This is a genomic window from Halalkalibacterium ligniniphilum (assembly GCF_000334155.1).
GTDB classification, from domain to species: domain Bacteria; phylum Bacillota; class Bacilli; order Bacillales; family Bacillaceae_D; genus Halalkalibacterium; species Halalkalibacterium ligniniphilum.
On sequence record NZ_ANNK01000092.1, the window covers coordinates 35742 to 54673 of the forward strand.

Sequence of the window (18932 nt, forward strand, 5' to 3'; positions counted from 1 at the left end):
CTCATCTTAAATCCACTTAAATATAATAATTAATACGCATAACGTTATATAAACGTAATATAACATATTATTTATTTTCAAATCAAATAAATAATCAAAAAATTCAAAACAAACTATAATATAAGCAACCTACGTGTCTTACCTTATTCCACCATAAAAAAACTTGCACTTTAGAAATCAGCACAAGTTCTTTCGGATTAGCTTAATTTTTTGTGAAGGACTTCATTAATGCTTCTGGCTTCTTTCATCATCCGATTTATCAAAACAGAAACCGATGGAAGATCATCAATTAATCCTGCAATTTGTCCACTATTCACATGGCCCTCCTCTAGCTTTCCTTTAATCGCACCAACAATATGCCTAGTTTCATCTGTATAGTGATTAAATACATCAGCTGTTGTTCCGCTTTTCTCAAGTTCAAGGAGCTTTTTTGCATAATCGTTCTTTAAAATGCGGCGTACTCGTCCAATTGATCGTCCAACAATGACTGTAGCCGTATCATCCGCCCTTAAAATCGACTGCTTATATTCATCATGAACCATTGCTTCCTTTGTAGCAATAAAACGTGTGCCCATTTGTACACCCTCAGCACCAAGAGCGAGCATCGCTAAAAAACCGCTTCCGTCAGCAATCCCACCTGCTGCTACAACAGGAATCTTCACTGCTTTGACGATTTGTGGAATCAGCGTTAGTGTTGTTGTTTCATCATTAGAATTGATGCCAGCAGCTTCATATCCTTCTGCTACTAGTACATCTGCACCTGCACTTTCTGCTTTTATCGCTTGCTTTACAGAAGCAACAACACAAATGACTTTCACACCACTTGCTTGAAAGGTAGGAATAAAAGGTTTAGGATTCCCAGCAGACAAGGAAACCACAGGGATATGATGTTTAAATACAAGTTCAAAAATCTCATTCAAATAAGGCTGCACGGCAATCGGTATGTTTAAACAAAAAGGTTTATCTGTCATTTTTTTAACCTCTAGGATGATTTTCTCTAATTCCTGAGGTTTCATCGTCCCAGCCCCAATCGTTCCAAGCGCACCTGCTGCTGAGATCGCCCCAGTTAACTGGGCATGACTAATATTTCCCATTCCACCTTGAAAAATTGGTACATCTAATGATAATTTTCGACAAAGTATATTCAAAATAACACCTCTCGTTTAAAAAATGTTATACTTATTTTATCGCACTCAGTAAAGGAGGTCTAGTATGTTTTATCCGTATAAAGGAAAGTATCCAATTGTTAAAGAAAGAGCGTTTATTGCTCCTGGTGTTCATGTTATTGGTGATGTGAAAATCGGTGAAGAATCAAGCATTTGGTTTAATACTGTGATCCGCGGTGATGAGGCACCGATTTCGATTGGTGATCGCTGCAATGTCCAAGATAACTCCACTTTGCACAATTATGAAGAGTATCCACTTATTTTAGAAGATGAAGTATCCATTGGACATAATGTCATTCTCCATGGTTGCGTGATTCGTACAGGGGCTTTAGTCGGGATGGGAGCAACCATCTTAGACGGGGCAGAAATTGGGGAGTCTGCATTTATTGGTGCAAACACATTAATCCCTCCTGGTAAAAAAATTCCACCTAGGACGATGGTCATGGGCTCACCAGGAAAAGTTATCCGTGAATTAAATGACGATGATCTTGCTATGATTCGCTTAACAATTGATAGTTATCGTGACAAAGGTCAAGAATTTTTAAAAGAGCTAGGAAAACGTTAAAGATTTTCGACAGTGGTGACTCCAGCAATGACGGGGTCATCTTTTCTGCCTTCTCAAACCTTGACTCCAACTTCCATACGAATGAAAAAAGAGTTGTCTTCATTAAAACGAAAACAACTCAGAACACAAATTAATTATTCACTATCTACCATTAGCGGATGGCTTAACATGTCGTAATCTTTGCTTACCTTTACTTTTTCGTTTCCTTCTTTAAAAATTTGCTCAAAGAATCGACTAGCTCGCTCCGCCAATGTCACATAGTAATCAGAAAAAAGTGAGGCTGCAGAATCACCCAACCATTTTTCCGGTAACAGTTCCCCTGGTAAGCCTGGGTCAACGAATAAAAATTTACGATATTCGTGAACTAAAATGGTTCGCTCCACAAAACATTGACCATCCGTCATTTCACCTTTATCGATTTTATTTTTTGCGATCACATACTTTTGACTGTATTCACGCATAAAATGCTCATATTTTTCATTAATTTCTTCAAGGTTCCAGCATTTTTCGATTAAAGAATATTGCTCGTTCGGTCCGTAGTAATCTGAAATAAAAAAATTTACGTAGTCTTTCACTTCATATTTGTCAATCATATCATTGACTTGGTTTTCTAAGGCATTCGGTGATAACCAGCAACTGTTTGAAAGAGAGCCAAACCCACTCCAGATCAGTTCTTGCCGCAGCTCATCGCGGATGTTTCGTTTGTTTTCAGGGATGTTATACATTAAAATTCTCCATTTGCCATCCCAAGTATGAGGCTTTAATTTAAAAATTCGTTCTGCCGCTTCTTCAATTCTCGCTTTCCCTCTTTCTGTTAACGTATAAAAGCTTTTGTTTCCTTGCTTTTTTGCTTGAATCCAGCCTTGCTTGTTCATTCTTGAAATGGCCGCTCTGACCGATTGCTCATTATGGCCAAACTCCTGCAATAAGCTAATTAAGCTACCGATCCATATTTCATTTCCGTAATGTCGAATGTAGTCTCCAAAAAGCGTAAAAATCATCGAGCGCGTGTTCATAGATTTTTCCATATCATATCCCAGCCTTAAATCAAAGGTACTTTCTCTTTTGTCTTATAAGGTAACAAAAGGGCTGATGCTGCTAGCCCTTTCAATCGAATTTTATCTAATTATTATAGCAATTGCTCAAAAAATTGCAAAATCCATTAAATTATTCCCCTTTAAAGCTTGGTTGTCTTTTTTCAGCAAAGGCCTCTAACGCTTCTAAGCGATCTTTTGTTGGAATGATCACTTCATATGCTTTCGCTTCAATCGCCAGCCCTGTCTGTAAATCAACACTCATTCCTTTTTGTACAGCATATTTTGCTTGTTGAATCGCTAAAGGGCCGTGCTGTGTCATTTGACCGGCCAGCAGTTCACAAGACTCTAGCAACCTATCTTTGTCGGTGACTGCGTTTAAGATACCTAGTAGCAATGCTTCATCAGCTTTGATTTTCTTTGCTGTTAAAATGAGCTCCAGTGCCTTAGCTGAACCAATTAACCGTGGTAAACGCTGCGTACCCCCGGCACCTGGAATGATCGCCCAGCTCACTTCTGTTAATCCCATCTGCGCTTCAGGTACAGCAATTCGAAAATCACAAGCCAATGCTAATTCAAAACCTCCTCCAAAGGCATAGCCATTAATGGCGGCAATCGTTGGCTGAGGTAGGCTTTCAATTGAGGTGAATACATCGCGAATCGCTTTCACATTTCGTTTGACCAGTGACTCATTTAAGCGTTTGCGCTCTTTTAAATCTGCTCCAGCACTAAATGCTTTTTCGCCTGCTCCTGTCACAATGACGACTCGTATATTTTTATTTAAATAAATGTTTTCAACGACACTACGTAATTCCACTAATGTATTATAATCGAAACAATTTAATGCCTCAGGTCGATTGATGGTGACATAAGCGATTTGATTTTTTTCTTCATAAATAATTGTGTTCATACATTCACCTCCTTTTGTTATGATTCAGAAGATACATCAACATTTTTAACGATTGTGGCAATCCCTTGTCCGACGCCAATGCACATTGTAGCAAGACCGTTTTCTACATTTCTTTTTTTCATTTCATGGATTAATGTCGTTAAAATTCGCGCACCGCTCGCACCTAGTGGATGACCGAAGGCAATCGCTCCCCCGTTTACATTAACCTTTTCTTCTTTTAAATCCAGTTGCTTTATACATTCGAGAGACTGGGAGGCAAAGGCTTCATTTAATTCAATCAAGCCAATATCTTTGATTTCCAAGTTGGCCCGTTTTAAAGCTTTTCTAGTTGCAAAGATCGGACCGATTCCCATAATGCGTGGTTCAAGCCCGGCAACAGCAGATGTAACATAATGAACTAACGGTTTGAGACCAAGCTCTTTTGCTTTCTCTGCACTCATAAGTAGCAAGGCAGATGCCCCATCATTCACACCTGATGCATTCCCTGCTGTTACCGTTCCTCCATTGAATAAGGGGTTGAGCTTTCCTAGTTTTTCAAGGCTTGTGTCAGGTCTTGGATGTTCATCTTTATCAATGATCGTTAGATTCCCTTTTTTGTCTTTTATCGTCACAGGGACAATTTCATCAGCAAAGCGCCCTTCCTCCATGGCAATTTTTGCTCGTTGTTGACTCTGATACGCAAAGCGATCTTGGTCTTCCCTGCTAATCTTAAACTGTTCAGCTACATTTTCAGCCGTTTGCGGCATGGAATCGACGCCATATTTTTCTTCAATTAAAGGGTTGATAAACCTCCAGCCAATCGTTGTATCATACAGACGCACTTCTCCCCGAGGAAATTCTGCTTCTGGCTTTGCTGTCACAAGTGGGGCGCGTGTCATGCTTTCCGTGCCACCAGCAATGAAAATATCCCCTTGACCAACGGCAATCGCGCGGGCCGCATAAGTTACAGCATCCAAGCCTGATCCGCATAAGCGATTGATCGTCGTTGCACCAACCTCAACAGGAAGCCCTGCCAACAATGCAGACATTCTCGCAACATTTCGATTATCTTCACCTGCTCCGTTTGCATTCCCAAAAATAACCTCTTCAATTTCTTTTGGATTCACTTCTGAGTTCCGATCCATCAATGCTTTAATGACAATGCTTCCCAGATCGTCTGGTCGAACGGTTTTTAAACCGCCTTTATATCGTCCAATTGGCGTTCTTACAGCATCAATGATAACTACCTCTTTCAACATTGCCTTTCTCCCTTCACGATTTAGTAGCGTCTGTGTAATCATAAACTCCTTTGCCTGTTTTTCGACCAAGACGCCCAGCCTTCACATATTTCTCTAAAAGGGGACAAGGTCTAAACTTTTCACCTAATTTTTCATGTAAATATTTTAAATTATTTAACCTAGCATCTAAGCCAACTAAGTCACCTAACTCAAAAGGGCCCATTGGATAATTCAGCCCTAGCTTTATTGCCTTATCAATTTCTTCTGGGCTGCCAACTCCTTCTTGGAGCATATAAAATGCTTCATTACCTACCATTGCGCTAATTCTGCTCGTGACAAAACCGGGAAATTCATTCACAACTACGGTCTCCTTGCCCATATTTGTTGCAACTTCTTGGACGATGTTCACGGTCTCGTCATTGGTTTCTAAGCCGCGAACGATTTCAACCAATGGCATTTTATGAACAGGGTTAAAAAAATGCATTGCAATGACTTTTTCTGGTCGATTTGTATAAGATCCCATTTCAGTTGGACTCATTGTAGAAGTGTTTGTGGCAAAAAAACAATCTGACGGTGCACAGGCATCCATCGTTTCAAATACAGACTTTTTTAAAGTTTGTTTTTCTGGCACTGCCTCAATGACAAGATTCGCACGTTCGACTGACTGAGCGATATCCGTGTGATAGGTTAATGATGCTCTTACTCCTCCAACCTCTTCAGCCTTTAGTTTCTTTCTTTCAATCGCTTTTGACAAAATCTTTTCAATTTCTTTTTTCGCACTTTCAATCGCTGATTCACTAATATCCACAAGTGTTACTTGATAGCCGCCAACAGCTGCAACATAAGCAATCCCTCGGCCCATTACTCCAGACCCAATAACAGTAACTGTTTTGATCAATGACGCTCACCTCATTTTTCTTCTCTAAATAGGGGACGGAGTTCCAGTACAAGTTTGGGAAGCAAAAATGTCCTTCCGCTCAACCCCCTTCACTTACATTTCACAGCACACCTGACGAACTTGTTTTCAACCGTAGAAAGAGCAATCGCTCATTTTTTCCCTCTATAGAGAAGACGAGCATAACCCCAAATGGGAGTTAGCTCGCTTAAAGATTTATTAGACGCCGAACGGATTAATTGGGCGACTACCATAGTAAGAAAGAACACTTTTTTGTTCTGTGTAGAGATCCAATGTTTCAATACATAATTCGCGGCCAAAGCCGGATTGCTTATAGCCACCAAATGGCGTTCCTGGAAATGCTGAGAATGGACAATTAATCATCACAATCCCTGCTTGAATTAGATCCGCCACTCTTTTTGCTCGCCCTTGATCCTTTGTCCAAATGGCAGAGCCCAGCCCATACTCTGAATCATTGGCTTGCTTGATCACTTCTTGTTCATCGTTGAATGTTTGCACCACAACAACAGGCCCAAAAATCTCCTCTTTGACAACTTTCATGTCTGGCGTCACATCTGTAATAATGGTAGGCGCGTACCAATGACCGTTTTCAAAGCCCTCAATCTCAAGCCTTTTTCCACCTTCAACAACGGTGGCACCCTCTTCAATGGCTGATTGAACATAAGAGTCAATGACTTCTAACTGACCACGGCTAATGATCGAGCCAAGATGCGTCTCTTTATCTAAAGGATCACCAAGTTTTAATTGCTTTGTCTTTTCAACAAATTTCTCCATAAACTCATCGTAAATGCTTTCATGGATATACAACCGAGAACGCGCTTCACAAGACTGACCGGTATTATAAAAGATGCCAAATAAAGAGCCCGCTACAGCACCTTCAATATCTGCATCATCAAAAATGATATTTGGTGACTTTCCACCTAACTCAAGGGTCAACCGTTTTAAGGTCTGTGACGCTTTTTGCATGATATCCTTCCCTGTCGGGGTAGAACCCGTAAAAGCAACTTTATCAACATCTGGATGTTCGACTAAATAATCGCCGATTAAAGCACCAGGTCCAGGTAAAATGTTAACAACACCTTCAGGAACACCTGCTTCATGGCAAATTTCTGTTAAGACAATCGCTGTAAGTGGTGTTAAACTTGCAGGCTTGATGACAACTGAACAACCAGCAGCAATCGCAGGGGCAATTTTCCATGCTGCCATCATCATTGGATAATTCCACGGAATAATTTGCGCACACACACCAACCGGCTCATTCTGAGAATAGTTAAAAAATCCACTGGGCACATTGTTCACCGTCCCGCGATGACCAACAATGGCCCCGGCATAAAATTCGAAATCCTCGATCGATTGCATTACTTGGCCTTGTGCAGCAGATAGGGACTTGCCACTATTCAATACTTCTAATTCAACGAGCTCATTAAAGCGTGACCTCATAATCGAAGCAATTTTATTTAACACGCGCGAACGCTTGCTAACAGGAAAATGACGCCATTTCCCGTGGTCAAATGCCTGTTTAGCAGCCTGTACGGCACGCTCAGCATCTTCCTTTGAAGCTTTTGCTACTTGAGCCAATGGTTCACCTGTTGCTGGGTTATACGTTGTGAACGTTTCTTTTGTCGAACTATCTACACGGTCTCCATTGATGACCATTTGATAGACGTCACGTTTCATGTCCATTGCTTCCATTAATGGTTTTCTTTTACTTGTTGATTTCGCCATCCCTTACCCTCTCCTTTATAATGAGTGTTCACGATTTTAAGCAATGCTATTGTCCAGTAAAAACGGGGCTGCGTTTTTCAAGAAAAGACTGGATTCCCTCTTGGTGATCCGCCGTTAAACCTGCGATCCGTTGTCCGTACGCTTCCTTTTCTAGCATTTCAGGAAGTGATCTCGACCAACTTTCATAGAGGTATCGTTTGATTAAACCCACTGCCTTTGTTGGTAAAGCTGCTAGTTTTTCAGCAAAGATCTGCAATTCTGATTCAAAGTTTTCTATCGATACGCATTTTGTCACTAAGCCCAGACTTTCCGCTTCTTTTGCATCGATCTTCTCACCAAGTATCGCCAGTTCCAGTGCTTTTGCGTGTCCGACAACCTTCGGGAGATAATAGAGACTACCAGAATCAGGAATTAAGCCAATGTGAATAAACGCTTCAATGAAACGAGCTTTGTCAGAAGCAAGCCTAAAGTCACAAGCAAGGGCAAGGCTCATTCCTGCACCAGCAGCAACACCATTCACCCCGGCCACAATTGGTTTTTCAATCGCTGCCAATTTTTCAATCATTGGGTTGTAGCGCTTTCGTAAAAATTCAGCATGATCCGTATGTTCATCAACACTGGCTAGATCTTCACCGGAACAAAATGCCCGACCTGCTCCCGTTATCACAATACAACGTACCTCTTGGTCTCTTTCTACCAAACGTAGCGCTTCCATGATTTCTTTGTTCATTCCTTCTGTAAATGCATTTAATTTGTCTGGTCTGTTAAGCGTGATCCACGCCACATTCTTTTTCACTTCATAAAGAATCGTTTCGTCCATAAGCCCTCCTTACTCTCCAGTGAAATTCGGCTGGCGTTTTTCAATAAATGCCTTCATCCCTTCTTTTTGATCCTTTGAACCAAATAGTAGATAGAAATTTTTTCGTTCTAGTTGCAATCCATCCTGAAGAGAGGAATCAACCGCTTTATTGACAGCCTCTTTAATAAGCTTTAAAGAGAGTGGTGCTTGCTTTGACAAACGCTTGGCAAATTTCATTGCTTCTTCAAAAACAATTTCAGGTGCAACCAAACGATTGATTACGCCAAGTTGGTACGCTTCTTTTGCGCTCATAGTCTCACCTAACCAGAGCCATTCAAGCGCTTTCGTTTTTCCTATTACTTTCGTTAGACGCTGTGTTCCACCTGCTCCAGGCATCGCACCAATGTTCACTTCTGGAAAACCAAACATCGCTTTTTCGGAAGCAATTATGATATCGCAGTTTAAAACCAACTCAAAGCCACCACCCAATGCATAGCCATTCACAGCCGCGATGATTGGTTTTCTAACAAGAGCGATTTTGTCCCAAACCGCAAATTGATTCAGTTTTTCTAGCGTAACAGGATCATCATTGGCCATTTCCTCAATATCGGCCCCTGCAGCGAAAGCTTTTTCATTCCCTGTGATAACGATAGTACGAATCCTCTCATTTCGGTCATAGGATTCTAACGCTTCAACAATCTCATCAACCATTTTACGATTCAATGCATTCAAGACTTCAGATCGATAAAGCTCGATGATCCCAACTGCTTCCTCGACCCGAAGCTGAATGAAATTGTAATTACTCATTCACTTCTTCACCAATAAGTAAAGTCACTAGATCTCCAGCGAAACTCATTAAATCTTTTCCCGATGCTTTTGATTCTTCTGTTTTCATCGCTGCTTTCAACGCTTCATGACTGTCATAATACATTTCGCAAAGGAGATAGTAACCTGTTTTTCCCATCGGCGAACCAACAATTTTTGTCACTTCCATTTTACGAAGACCTGGAATTTTCGTTGTGATCGGTACATGGACATTAAAATAATGCTCATCAAACGCCGCTTGATCCTCAGGTTGCTTATACAATGCCATTAGTTTTACCATTTTACATACATCCCTTCTTTTTTATAATGATGAAACGGGCTTCATTGCTTCAAACGGATTTTTACAAGAACGGCAATATAAAATACTTCTGCAAGCTGCAGGACCAAAAATGTTTTCCATCGTTGTATACGTTGATCCACAATAAGGGCAGTCAACATGCCACGGGTCGCTTTCTTTGTATTTCAATGGTGGAGGGGCAATGCCATACTCTTTTAATTTTTGACGGCCTTCCTCACTAATTCGTTCGGTCGTCCAGCTCTCGTCAAATACGAACGTGATGTCTACCTCTTGTACCCAAGCAATCTTTTCAGTAATTGCCTTCTTGATATCCCGACTTATAATATCTAAAGCTGGGCAACCAACAAATGTCGGTAACATTTTGATGTGAATATTTTGAACATTTATAACAATATCATGGAGCATACCAAGTTCAACAACACTTACTGAGGGAATTTCAGGATCCTTTACTTCATGAAGCGCCATTGTAATCTCAGCTTTCAATCGCTCATTATTTCCTTGCACACCATTCACCTCACTTTAGCTTAGCAATAATGACTTACCAAGCTGCTGCTCGATCCATGTTATATACTTCTGAAAGTGTGGCAAGAGCTGTTGTCAGGTGCTCAGTGTGAGTACCTTCTCTTCCATTTCCAGCTTCTAACCCAGGATTTGAGGTTGGTAGTTGTAAGCCCACCTCTTCAAAAGCGCTTTCAATCATAGCAAGCCATTTTTCGCTTAATTCCTTCTCCCCAGCAATTAACTGAAGATCTTTCATTTTGTCTGCATTGGGTCCTAGTGAAAGCACACCGCCAAAATCTTTCCAAATACGTTCAATTTGTGTTTCCATTTTTCCTCGAGCTTCTGGTGTGCTTGTTAGTAATTGTTTGAACCAAATCTCCCAATGCTTGATATGATAGTATTGCTCCCTACTAACACTTCGAGCTACATTCGCTAACGGTACGTATGAAGACTGTTTTAAGGAATCAAGACGAATTTTTTTCGCCACTTCGTACAAATAATTACGCACAACAGCAAATGCCCAGTCATACTTTGGTTCATCTAAATAAGAGCCTTCTCCATTTGCTTCTTCTAAAATAATTGCATTTTTTCTTTGCCCTTCCGTTCTGGCATGAGCCAATTCGTCAGCAGACCCTTCGCCGATTTCTTCAATCAATTTGTAATACATGGTGGCATGCCCCATCGTATTTTGGGTGATTGACGAATAGGCAACATCTTCCTCAATATGCGGACAAAGGCCTAACCATTCTGAGCCGCGAAACGAAAGAATAAAATCATCATCCCCTAGTTGTAAAAGAAGGTCGAGAAGGACTTCTTTGTATTCAGGAAGTTGTTGAAGCTCTTCAGCTGATTTTACAATCATTTCTTAACCCCCTTTGCCCATGAAAAGATCTCTTTTTCATCAAGCATTCCTTGTTCTTTTTCACGCCATTTTTTTCGAAGGTACCCGTATCCCTTCGTTTCTCGATATTCTTTATTGTCTAAGCGGGTTAACAACTCTTTTTCTTCTGGTTGTATGGCTTGAATATCAGACCGTTTTACTACCCATAAATCGCAAACCTCTTCACGTCTCAAAAAGTTCTCTTGAGCCATTATTAAGGCCATCTCCGAATTCGGCGCTAACAATGAATATTGTTCAAGCATATGAGCAGTAGGGGTTTTACGACTGAACACGACATACTCATCATAAAAGTGATCAATCTTTTCACGGTTTGTTCCCATCTTTCTCCCTACTTTCCTTTCTAATTTAAATTGCTGTACTTCTTGAACCTAATGCTTCTCTTACCCACGCATTGTTTTCATGAGAGATTTTCCGCAAACGCAAACGTTCTTTTGATTTCGGTCCGTTATTTGAAATGATTTTTTTAAACTCATTCCAATCTGGCTGCTGATAGATCCATGTTTCTGTTTCCTCATCATAGCGAAGAGTCTCATCAGGAATCGTCAACCCTAGTGACCAAACCCTTGGCAAATACTTTGTGAAGAAATATTGTCTTAACTCTTCATTCGAGTTTTTGCGGATTCGATATTTAGTCATAATATCTTGTTTCGAGGAACCGGTTGTTGAGGCCGTTGCTGGCCCAAAAAACATCAGAAGAGCTGGCCACCAGCGATTGAGTGCATCCTGAATTAATGCTTTTTGTTCATCCGTTCCATCGGCAAGGGCCATGATAATGGCTTCACCATGCTGAGCATGGAAAACTTCTTCAGCGGCAATCCGCTTTAACGCACGTGCATAGGGTGCATAGGAGGCATCCAACATATTTGTTTGTGTAATGATCGCTGCACCATCAACCAACCAGCCAACGATCCCTGCATCAGCCCAGGTTTTTGTTTCCATATGAAAAACATTGTGAAATTTTAAATCTCCATTCAACAAGTCTTCCAGTAAGTCTTCGCGATTTTTCCCTAACGGTTTCATCAAATCTTCTGCAACCCGTAGGAGTAATTGACCATGACCCATTTCGTCTTGAACCTTTGCCATAATTCCTAGTTTTCTGTGTAAAGAAGGCGCTTTTGGTGTCCATTCTTTCTCAGGGAGGGCACCCATAATTTCACTGATTCCATGCATCGAAATTAACTTTATTAACGCCATACGATAATCAACAGGCATCCAATCATTGGCTTCAATTTTTTCACCCGAATGGATTCTCTCCATAAATTGTATATACCTTGCATGTTCAAGAGGATTTTTGTCCATTGCATCAACAGCCACTCTTCATACCTCCTTATTTTTTATATAACGTTTTTATAACGTAATTATATTATATAGTAATACACTTAGCAAGCCTTAATCATTTAATTCCTTAATTTATTTAAGCGGTTTGTAGACGGAAGTCTTACTATCACTCTTTCAACCAACCTCCTTTAATATACCGAATATTTTACGAAATTATATTATTTTGTAATATATAAAAGCCGTTCCAATAAATAAAACGGCTTTTTCACTCATACACAGCTATTGTGTTTATTCTAATAACGTCCATTCTCCGTCTTTCACTATCGCCATAACCATGCTGTCTGGCTGCAAACCATTATGATCTTCAGCCGAAAAGTTGAACACCCCTGTTGCTCCTATCCAATCTGTGACTTCATTTTCTAGGTAATCGCGAATCGAAGCCCGGTCTGTTGCACCGGCACGAAGCGCTTCGACCACGAGCATGATATTGTCATATCCATAAGAGCCAAAGTTTGTAGGCTCACTTCCAAATACTTCAATGTATTCATTATAAAATTGAGAAATGACATCGTATTGAACATCTTCTTCAGGGATTTGATCTGGGAATAATAATTTACCTGTTGGGATAACAACATTCTCTGCAGCACTGTCTGCTAAATCGATGAAACTTTGGTTTGCAATCCCATGACTACCGATCATTGGTAAATCCACACCTAAGTCGCGAATATTTGTCGCAATTACTGCTGGACCAGGATTTGTCCCCCAAACAACAATCGCTTCCGCATCAGCACTATTAATTCTTGTCACTTGTGCACTCATATCTGGATCTTGAGTGTTGTAGCTTTCTTTTGACACAATCTCAATCCCGTACTCTCCTGCTAATGCCTCAAGTTGTTCAAGACCACTTGTACCGAATGCATTCGAATCAACCAACGTACCAATTCGACTAATTCTTTGGTCATTTAAGTACATATAGATCCGTTGAACAGCGTGAACGTCGGAGTGCGGTGTTTTAAAGATCCAGTGAGATTCTTCAACTGGTTCAACAATGTGCATGCTTGCCCCAGCAGAGACGACTGGAACTTCTTGCTGTGTTGCAATCCCCTTCATCGCTAAGCTTTCTCCACTTCCAGAAGAACCAAGTACGGCCAAAACATTCTCATCATTGATTAAACGATTCATTTCTTGCGTCGCCTTTTCTTGTGTCGATTCATCGTCCGCTAATATGACGCGAATCGGCACACCATTGATGCCGCCCTCTGCATTAATTTTCTCTTCAACTAATTTTGTTGCGTTCCATTCAGGTTCTCCTAACGGACTATTCGGTCCGGTTTTCGAATAAATAGCTCCAATCTTGTATTCTGTCACTTCTTCATTATCACCATTTCCACCACTAGCTTCTCCTCCAGATTCTTCACTTCCACCACAAGCGACTAACAATGATAGCATTAATAGTAATATAAATGATAAAACGTATGATTTTTTCAATTTTATTTCCTCCTTTTAATGGACGGTTTGTCCTAAATATGCTTCTTTAATTTCTTTGTCTTTAAGCAACACATTTGCCATACCTGATTTGACAATCTCTCCATGGGAAATGACGTAACCTCTGTCTGCGATTTTTAATGAAGAGACAACATTTTGTTCAATAAGTAAAACGGTGGTGCCAAATTCCTTCCGAAGTTCGCTTACAAGTTCTAGGACTTCCTTCGCAACTATCGGTGCTAAACCTAGTGTCGGCTCATCAAGAAGCAGTAGCTCTGGCTTAGCCATCACCCCCCTTGCAATCGCAAGCATTTGTTGTTGCCCACCGGATAGCGTTCCAGCCAATTGACTTTTTCGTTCATTTAATATTGGGAATAATTCAAATACTTTTTTGATATCATTCTCAACTTCGTTTTTGCCTGATTTCTTATAGTGATGAAAGGAGCCTAAATAGAGATTATCTAATACTGTAAGCGTTGAAAAAACTTGACGATGTTCAGGAACATGCACTAAATGTTTTTTTACAATTTGTTCAGCTTCCAGCCCCGTGATCCTTTCATTTAGATACTTGAGGTCTCCTTTCGTCGGTTTAATTAGCCCAGATACGGTTTGTAGTAGTGTCGTTTTCCCCGCACCATTTGCTCCTAATAAGGCAACAATCTCCCCCTTGTTTACATGCAGAGATACACCGTCTAAAGCTTGAATCGGACCATAGCTCACAGATAGGTTGTCAATTTCTATGATCGTCTCTTCTTTCATCACGCTCCCTCCCCTTGTGAATCATTCTCTATATCAGCGCCTAAATAAGCGGTGATAACTTTCTCATTGCTTTGTATTTCTTTTGGCGTTCCTTCGGCAATCTTCACACCTTGATCAAGGACAATGATTTTGTCACAAATACTCATTACTAAGTCCATGTCGTGCTCCACGACAAACACTGTTACACCCTTGTTTTTTATTTTTTCAATAAGAGCACTCATTTCTTTTGTTTCTTTGTGATTTAAGCCAGCCGCAATTTCATCTAGTAATAGTAACTGTGGGTTCATAGCCAGCGCTCGCGCTAACTCTAGTAGCCGGAGCCTCCCTAGAGATAGACTTCCTGCTTTGTGATCATAAATGTCACCAATCCCTACAAATTCTAGTTGCTCCATCGCTGCGTCATACATCAGCTTTTCTTCTTTTTTCGCACGAGGAGATCGAAATGCAGCTTGAATGATTCCTGTTTTTGTCTGAATATGTTGACCGATCATGACATTTTCTAAAACCGTCATATTTTTAAAAACTTGCAGATTTTGAAAGGTCCTAGAAATCCCTAATGGGGCAATTTGATAGGTTGGGAGCTCATCAATCCGCTCCTCACCAAACGTAATCGTTCCCGATGTGGGAGGGAAAATTGATGAAATCATATTAAACATCGTGCTTTTGCCTGCACCATTCGGCCCAATCAAACCGACAATTTGACCTTTTTCAAATGAAAAAGTGACATCGCTGTTGGCAACAACACCACCAAATTTCTTCGTAACATTTTTCACTTGTAACATGCTTATCACCTTCTATTCACTTTGATTGATCGTACTTCCCTTCGCACTTTTAAATTTCTTTGTTGTGCGCTTGCTGTGAAATGTATTTATCATTGAAGGAAAAAGGCCCCTTGGCATAAAGATAATAACAAGCATTAAAATCAACCCGTAGATGACATGTTCAAAATCACTTGTAATAAAAGAAAATTGTTCACCTAATTCATGAACGGTGATGCTGATTAAACGAATTAATATCACACCGACAACGGCACCCCAGACAGAACCACTCCCACCAAGCACAACCATCGTCAAAAAGATGATCGAAGCGTCTAACGTGAACGATCCAGGAGAAATACTATAAGACATATGGGCAAACAGCCATCCTGCTAACCCTGCAAACATCGCACTTAAAATAAAAATTTGCATTTTGTACTTACCCGTATTTACACCCATTGAACTTGCAGCAATTTCACTATCATGAATCGAACGCAATGCGCGACCAACACGTGAATGCACAATATTCAAAGAGATCACAATAATAAGAAGGACGAAAAACCAAACAAAGTAATAATAACCAATCCCTTGTGTTAACGTTGTTCCAAACAAATTAATTTGGGGAATCCCAAAAAAACCTGTTGCCCCTCTTGTCATATCCCTCCATTCAACTAATACAGAATGAACAATAATGCCTAAAGCAAGCGTCGCCATTGCAAGGTAATATCCACTCAGCCTTGACATTGTATAACCCATGACAAACGCTAGTAACGCAGGAACAAGTAACGAGAATAGAAGACTCAGCCATGGACTCATGCCATAGGTTGTTGTTAAGATTGCTGTTGTATAGGCTCCTAGCCCATAAAAGGCGGCTTGCCCTAAAGAAATTTGACCAGCATAGCCCATTAACAAGCCCAAACCAATTGCCACGATAATATAAATCCCAGCAAAGGTTGCCTGCGTCAGATAATACGATGTCGTAACAACGAGAGGAAAGACAAAGACAATGAGTAAAAACACACCGACACCGAGCCAATTCGTTTGTTGAACCCCCTTTAACCTCATCATAACCCTCCTTTTCCGATGTTTTTCTCACCTAAAATCCCACTTGGGCGAATAAGTAAAAGTACTAGAATCACTGAAAATGCAATCGCATCTTTCAACCCTGAACTAATGTAACCAGCACTAAAGGATTCAAGCAAACCGATGATTACCCCCCCAAGCACTGCACCCGGAGCACTACCCAAACCACCTAAAATAGCAGCTGAGAACCCTTTCACGCCAAGCATAATTCCCATATCATAGGCCGGAAACATAATCGGAGCAATCGCCAAACCGGCAAGAGCACCAAGTGCTGCGCTTAATGTAAAAGAAAAAGATGACATCTTTTTCGGGCTGATACCCATTAATCTTGCTGCAATTGGATTTACTGAACATGCTTGGAAAGCCTTACCTACAATTGTGCGATCAATGAGATAATATAAAAGACCAACAACGAGAAGCATGATTAAAACAATCCAAATGCTTTGAGGTGTAATCGCCGCTCCAGCAATATCAATTGGTTCGTTAGATGTGAAAGGAGATACTCTCACCTGGTCTTTTCCCCAAATCATACTCGCAATTCCGCGTATAAATATGGCTGCCCCGATCGTCAAAATAATTAAACTAAGAGCATCTGCTCCTTTTGCTCTTTGGATCATGGTCGCTTCCATAATCCAACCTAATATCATAACAATGATAATCGTAGAAATAAAGCTAAGCCAATAAGGTAATCCTGCGCTAACAAATGAAAACATGATCATACCACCGAGCATGACAAATTCGCCTTGAGCCAAATTAATGACTTTTGTTACGCTGTAAATCGTTACGAAGCCCAGTGCAACGATGGCATAAATGCTCCCAATCGTCAGCCCAGTTACAGAAAATTGTAGTAAATCCCCCATCCAGACTTCCTCCTCTTTTTAATAACGATATATTATATAACGTTATTTTTTCGTTTCTTTAATAATTCGAATGTTAGCGGTTTCAAACATACTTGTCAATCACTTGTAAGAAAATTTAAAATTTTATGGTATGATAAATTAAGATAAGAATTTTCAATCATCACACTCGCATTTTAAATAAAAGAGTAAAATAGTGATAATAGTAGTCATTTCACTCCTTTTAAAAAGATTATTTTGAATACCAAAATCGTTGTATAATTCTTATAAATTTAATTTTTCTGATTTATATTGACAATAAACCAGCCTCATATTAGGATTTAATATAACGTATAATTTAAAATCCGTATATTTAACGTCATTGGATAATGTGATTTATTCACTCTGGTTGTTTTGGTTTGTTTACTATCTTTCTAGGAGGTCATGACAATGGGCATTTATAATGAGGTTGAAACATCCTCACAAACGGAGCTTCAACAGATACAATTAAAGCGCTTGCAAAAGACGGTAGAGCACGTCTTTAACAATGTTCCTTTTTACCGAGAGCAACTAACAGCTTCACAGGTCTCTCCTCAGTCGATTCAATCATTAGAGGACATTCAAAAGCTCCCTTTCACAAAGAAACATCATCTGCGAGAGAATTATCCTTTTGGTTTATTTGCTGTGGACCAAAGTGAAATTGTTCGAATTCACGGATCATCCGGTACGAGCGGAAAGCCAACCATTGTTGGTTATACGAAAAATGACATTGAGATGTGGGCTGAGTTGATTGCAAGGGCCATTTCTGCCGCTGGCGGTTCTAAGGGAGATATTTTTCACAATGCTTATGGGTATGGATTATTTACCGGAGGACTTGGTTTACACTATGGCTCAGAAAAACTAGGCTGTACCACAGTGCCCATTTCTGGAGGTAATACAGAACGCCAGATTTGCTTAATTCAAGACTTTAAACCGAAAGTCATTGCTGGAACACCGTCTTATATCTTGAATATCGCTGAAAAAATGGAGGAAATGGGTCTTAACCCTGAAGAGATCAGTGTTGAATATGGCATTTTCGGTGCAGAACCTTGGTCAGAAGAAATGCGTAAAACACTTGAGGAAAAGCTAGGAATTAAAGCTGTTGATATTTATGGATTAAGTGAAGTTTTAGGACCGGGCGTTTCCGTAGAATGCCACGAAGCACAGGATGGTCTCCATATTGCTGACGACCATTTCTTTGTAGAAGTGATCGATCCAGAGACCTTACAACCAGTTCCTGAAGGGGAAAATGGTGAACTTGTTTTTACGAGCTTAACGAAGGAAGCGCTTCCAATTATTCGCTACCGTACAGGAGACATTGCATCGATTACAAGAGAAAAGTGCTTTTGTGGCCGAACAACGACGAGAATGTCCAGAGTGAAAGGCCGCATTGATGATATGCTGATCATTCGTGGCGTCAACATCTTTCCATCTGAAATCGAGCGGTCTCTTTTGCAAATTGCCGATTTAGTTCCACACTATCAAATTCATTTAACAAAAAAAGGTACGATGGATAATGTTGAACTCCATGTAGAAATGAAACAAGAGTTTTTTGAAAACATTTTAAAGCAAGATTTAAACCATGATGCAGTAGCCATTTTAAAAAAGAGCATTCAGCATGTGATGAAAACACAATGTTTAGTATCGATGGATATCGTGATCAATCAACCAAAATCGATCCCACGTTCTGAAGGAAAAGCGGTACGAATCGTAGATAAAAGAAAAGAAGCAAGTCCGGTTAAATAATAGAAAGAGTTATGAATAGCTTGGTCAGATTAACTGAACGAAAGGATTGGTTTGTTTCATCATCTTGATCTGAATCTCACCCTCCATTCATAGA

Annotated in this window: 20 protein-coding genes; 2 read left to right on the forward strand and 18 right to left on the reverse strand. The window is 40.2% G+C overall.

Annotated features, from left to right (window positions below):
- Nucleotides 1-197: 197 nt before the first annotated feature.
- On the reverse strand, nucleotides 198-1148 hold the full coding sequence (locus tag BLT_RS0111065) for an NAD(P)H-dependent flavin oxidoreductase (protein ID WP_017727859.1): 951 nt from the start codon (nucleotides 1146-1148) through the stop codon (nucleotides 198-200).
- 64 nt (nucleotides 1149-1212) lie between these two features.
- On the opposite strand from BLT_RS0111065, the gene BLT_RS0111070 reads away from it, so the two are divergent.
- Nucleotides 1213-1731: a gamma carbonic anhydrase family protein gene (locus BLT_RS0111070; protein WP_017727860.1), complete on the forward strand. Its 519-nt coding sequence runs from the start codon at nucleotides 1213-1215 to the stop codon at nucleotides 1729-1731.
- Between the two features lie 134 nt (nucleotides 1732-1865).
- Here the strand turns inward: BLT_RS0111070 and paaX are convergent, their stop codons facing one another.
- The 17 genes from paaX to BLT_RS0111155 form a co-directional block, all read right to left on the reverse strand.
- Entirely contained in the window at nucleotides 1866-2759 is an 894-nt protein-coding gene (gene paaX / locus BLT_RS0111075; RefSeq protein ID WP_017727861.1) for a phenylacetic acid degradation operon negative regulatory protein PaaX, read from the reverse strand.
- Nucleotides 2760-2898: 139 nt separating this feature from the next.
- Entirely contained in the window at nucleotides 2899-3675 is a 777-nt protein-coding gene (locus BLT_RS0111080; protein ID WP_017727862.1) for an enoyl-CoA hydratase-related protein, read from the reverse strand.
- A 17-nt stretch (nucleotides 3676-3692) separates the two neighbouring features.
- Complete coding sequence (locus BLT_RS0111085; protein WP_026105081.1) at nucleotides 3693-4910, reverse strand: acetyl-CoA C-acyltransferase; 1218 nt, start codon at nucleotides 4908-4910, stop codon at nucleotides 3693-3695.
- A 16-nt stretch (nucleotides 4911-4926) separates the two neighbouring features.
- Entirely contained in the window at nucleotides 4927-5754 is an 828-nt protein-coding gene (locus BLT_RS0111090; RefSeq protein ID WP_394295511.1) for a 3-hydroxyacyl-CoA dehydrogenase, read from the reverse strand.
- 252 nt (nucleotides 5755-6006) lie between these two features.
- Complete coding sequence (locus BLT_RS0111095) at nucleotides 6007-7533, reverse strand: aldehyde dehydrogenase family protein (protein ID WP_017727865.1); 1527 nt, start codon at nucleotides 7531-7533, stop codon at nucleotides 6007-6009.
- Between the two features lie 46 nt (nucleotides 7534-7579).
- Nucleotides 7580-8353, reverse strand: a complete 774-nt coding sequence (locus tag BLT_RS0111100; protein WP_017727866.1) for an enoyl-CoA hydratase-related protein — start codon at nucleotides 8351-8353, stop codon at nucleotides 7580-7582.
- Nucleotides 8354-8362: 9 nt separating this feature from the next.
- Nucleotides 8363-9139: an enoyl-CoA hydratase gene (locus BLT_RS0111105; protein WP_017727867.1), complete on the reverse strand. Its 777-nt coding sequence runs from the start codon at nucleotides 9137-9139 to the stop codon at nucleotides 8363-8365.
- Nucleotides 9132-9437, reverse strand: a complete 306-nt coding sequence (locus BLT_RS0111110; RefSeq protein WP_017727868.1) for an EthD family reductase — start codon at nucleotides 9435-9437, stop codon at nucleotides 9132-9134. Before BLT_RS0111110 ends, BLT_RS0111105 begins: the two co-directional genes overlap by 8 nt.
- 21 nt (nucleotides 9438-9458) lie before the next feature.
- Nucleotides 9459-9959 (reverse strand): 1,2-phenylacetyl-CoA epoxidase subunit PaaD, encoded by a 501-nt coding sequence (gene paaD, locus BLT_RS0111115; RefSeq protein ID WP_017727869.1) that lies wholly within the window; start codon nucleotides 9957-9959, stop codon nucleotides 9459-9461.
- 34 nt (nucleotides 9960-9993) lie between these two features.
- Nucleotides 9994-10818 carry a 1,2-phenylacetyl-CoA epoxidase subunit PaaC gene (gene paaC, locus BLT_RS0111120; RefSeq protein WP_017727870.1) on the reverse strand — a complete coding sequence of 275 codons (825 nt, stop codon included), beginning with the start codon at nucleotides 10816-10818 and terminating at the stop codon, nucleotides 9994-9996.
- The gene (gene paaB / locus BLT_RS0111125; RefSeq protein ID WP_017727871.1) at nucleotides 10815-11177 is read right to left on the reverse strand and encodes a 1,2-phenylacetyl-CoA epoxidase subunit PaaB; all 363 of its coding nucleotides are present in this window, start codon (nucleotides 11175-11177) and stop codon (nucleotides 10815-10817) included. Before paaB ends, paaC begins: the two co-directional genes overlap by 4 nt.
- A gap of 25 nt (nucleotides 11178-11202) precedes the next feature.
- Entirely contained in the window at nucleotides 11203-12156 is a 954-nt protein-coding gene (paaA, locus tag BLT_RS0111130; RefSeq protein WP_026105083.1) for a 1,2-phenylacetyl-CoA epoxidase subunit PaaA, read from the reverse strand.
- Nucleotides 12157-12423: 267 nt separating this feature from the next.
- A complete protein-coding gene (locus BLT_RS0111135; protein ID WP_017727873.1) occupies nucleotides 12424-13623 on the reverse strand; it encodes an ABC transporter substrate-binding protein in 1200 nt (399 codons plus the stop codon).
- Between the two features lie 15 nt (nucleotides 13624-13638).
- Nucleotides 13639-14379: an ABC transporter ATP-binding protein gene (locus tag BLT_RS0111140; protein ID WP_017727874.1), complete on the reverse strand. Its 741-nt coding sequence runs from the start codon at nucleotides 14377-14379 to the stop codon at nucleotides 13639-13641.
- The gene (locus BLT_RS0111145) at nucleotides 14379-15161 is read right to left on the reverse strand and encodes an ABC transporter ATP-binding protein (protein WP_017727875.1); all 783 of its coding nucleotides are present in this window, start codon (nucleotides 15159-15161) and stop codon (nucleotides 14379-14381) included. The genes BLT_RS0111140 and BLT_RS0111145 overlap by 1 nt, the downstream gene beginning before the upstream one ends.
- A 12-nt stretch (nucleotides 15162-15173) precedes the next feature.
- Nucleotides 15174-16199, reverse strand: coding sequence for a branched-chain amino acid ABC transporter permease (locus BLT_RS0111150; protein ID WP_017727876.1), 1026 nt, complete (start codon nucleotides 16197-16199; stop codon nucleotides 15174-15176).
- Entirely contained in the window at nucleotides 16199-17077 is an 879-nt protein-coding gene (locus BLT_RS0111155; RefSeq protein ID WP_017727877.1) for a branched-chain amino acid ABC transporter permease, read from the reverse strand. Before BLT_RS0111155 ends, BLT_RS0111150 begins: the two co-directional genes overlap by 1 nt.
- Before the next feature lie 426 nt (nucleotides 17078-17503).
- On the opposite strand from BLT_RS0111155, the gene paaK reads away from it, so the two are divergent.
- Nucleotides 17504-18838 carry a phenylacetate--CoA ligase PaaK gene (paaK, locus tag BLT_RS0111160; protein WP_017727878.1) on the forward strand — a complete coding sequence of 445 codons (1335 nt, stop codon included), beginning with the start codon at nucleotides 17504-17506 and terminating at the stop codon, nucleotides 18836-18838.
- Nucleotides 18839-18932 lie beyond the last annotated feature (94 nt).

What these genes read in the sequence shown, in the direction of transcription:
- BLT_RS0111070 (WP_017727860.1), top strand. Translation starts at nt 1,213, where the DNA reads ATGTTTTATCCGTATAAAGGAAAGTATCCAATTGTTAAAGAAAGAGCG.
- paaX (WP_017727861.1), bottom strand. Translation starts at nt 2,759, where the DNA reads ATGGAAAAATCTATGAACACGCGCTCGATGATTTTTACGCTTTTTGGA.
- BLT_RS0111080 (WP_017727862.1), bottom strand. Translation starts at nt 3,675, where the DNA reads ATGAACACAATTATTTATGAAGAAAAAAATCAAATCGCTTATGTCACC.
- BLT_RS0111090 (WP_394295511.1), bottom strand. Translation starts at nt 5,754, where the DNA reads ATGGGCCGAGGGATTGCTTATGTTGCAGCTGTTGGCGGCTATCAAGTA.
- BLT_RS0111095 (WP_017727865.1), bottom strand. Translation starts at nt 7,533, where the DNA reads ATGGCGAAATCAACAAGTAAAAGAAAACCATTAATGGAAGCAATGGAC.
- BLT_RS0111100 (WP_017727866.1), bottom strand. Translation starts at nt 8,353, where the DNA reads ATGGACGAAACGATTCTTTATGAAGTGAAAAAGAATGTGGCGTGGATC.
- BLT_RS0111105 (WP_017727867.1), bottom strand. Translation starts at nt 9,139, where the DNA reads ATGAGTAATTACAATTTCATTCAGCTTCGGGTCGAGGAAGCAGTTGGG.
- BLT_RS0111110 (WP_017727868.1), bottom strand. Translation starts at nt 9,437, where the DNA reads ATGGTAAAACTAATGGCATTGTATAAGCAACCTGAGGATCAAGCGGCG.
- paaC (WP_017727870.1), bottom strand. Translation starts at nt 10,818, where the DNA reads ATGATTGTAAAATCAGCTGAAGAGCTTCAACAACTTCCTGAATACAAA.
- paaB (WP_017727871.1), bottom strand. Translation starts at nt 11,177, where the DNA reads ATGGGAACAAACCGTGAAAAGATTGATCACTTTTATGATGAGTATGTC.
- paaA (WP_026105083.1), bottom strand. Translation starts at nt 12,156, where the DNA reads ATGGACAAAAATCCTCTTGAACATGCAAGGTATATACAATTTATGGAG.
- BLT_RS0111140 (WP_017727874.1), bottom strand. Translation starts at nt 14,379, where the DNA reads ATGAAAGAAGAGACGATCATAGAAATTGACAACCTATCTGTGAGCTAT.
- BLT_RS0111145 (WP_017727875.1), bottom strand. Translation starts at nt 15,161, where the DNA reads ATGTTACAAGTGAAAAATGTTACGAAGAAATTTGGTGGTGTTGTTGCC.
- BLT_RS0111150 (WP_017727876.1), bottom strand. Translation starts at nt 16,199, where the DNA reads ATGAGGTTAAAGGGGGTTCAACAAACGAATTGGCTCGGTGTCGGTGTG.
- BLT_RS0111155 (WP_017727877.1), bottom strand. Translation starts at nt 17,077, where the DNA reads ATGGGGGATTTACTACAATTTTCTGTAACTGGGCTGACGATTGGGAGC.
- paaK (WP_017727878.1), top strand. Translation starts at nt 17,504, where the DNA reads ATGGGCATTTATAATGAGGTTGAAACATCCTCACAAACGGAGCTTCAA.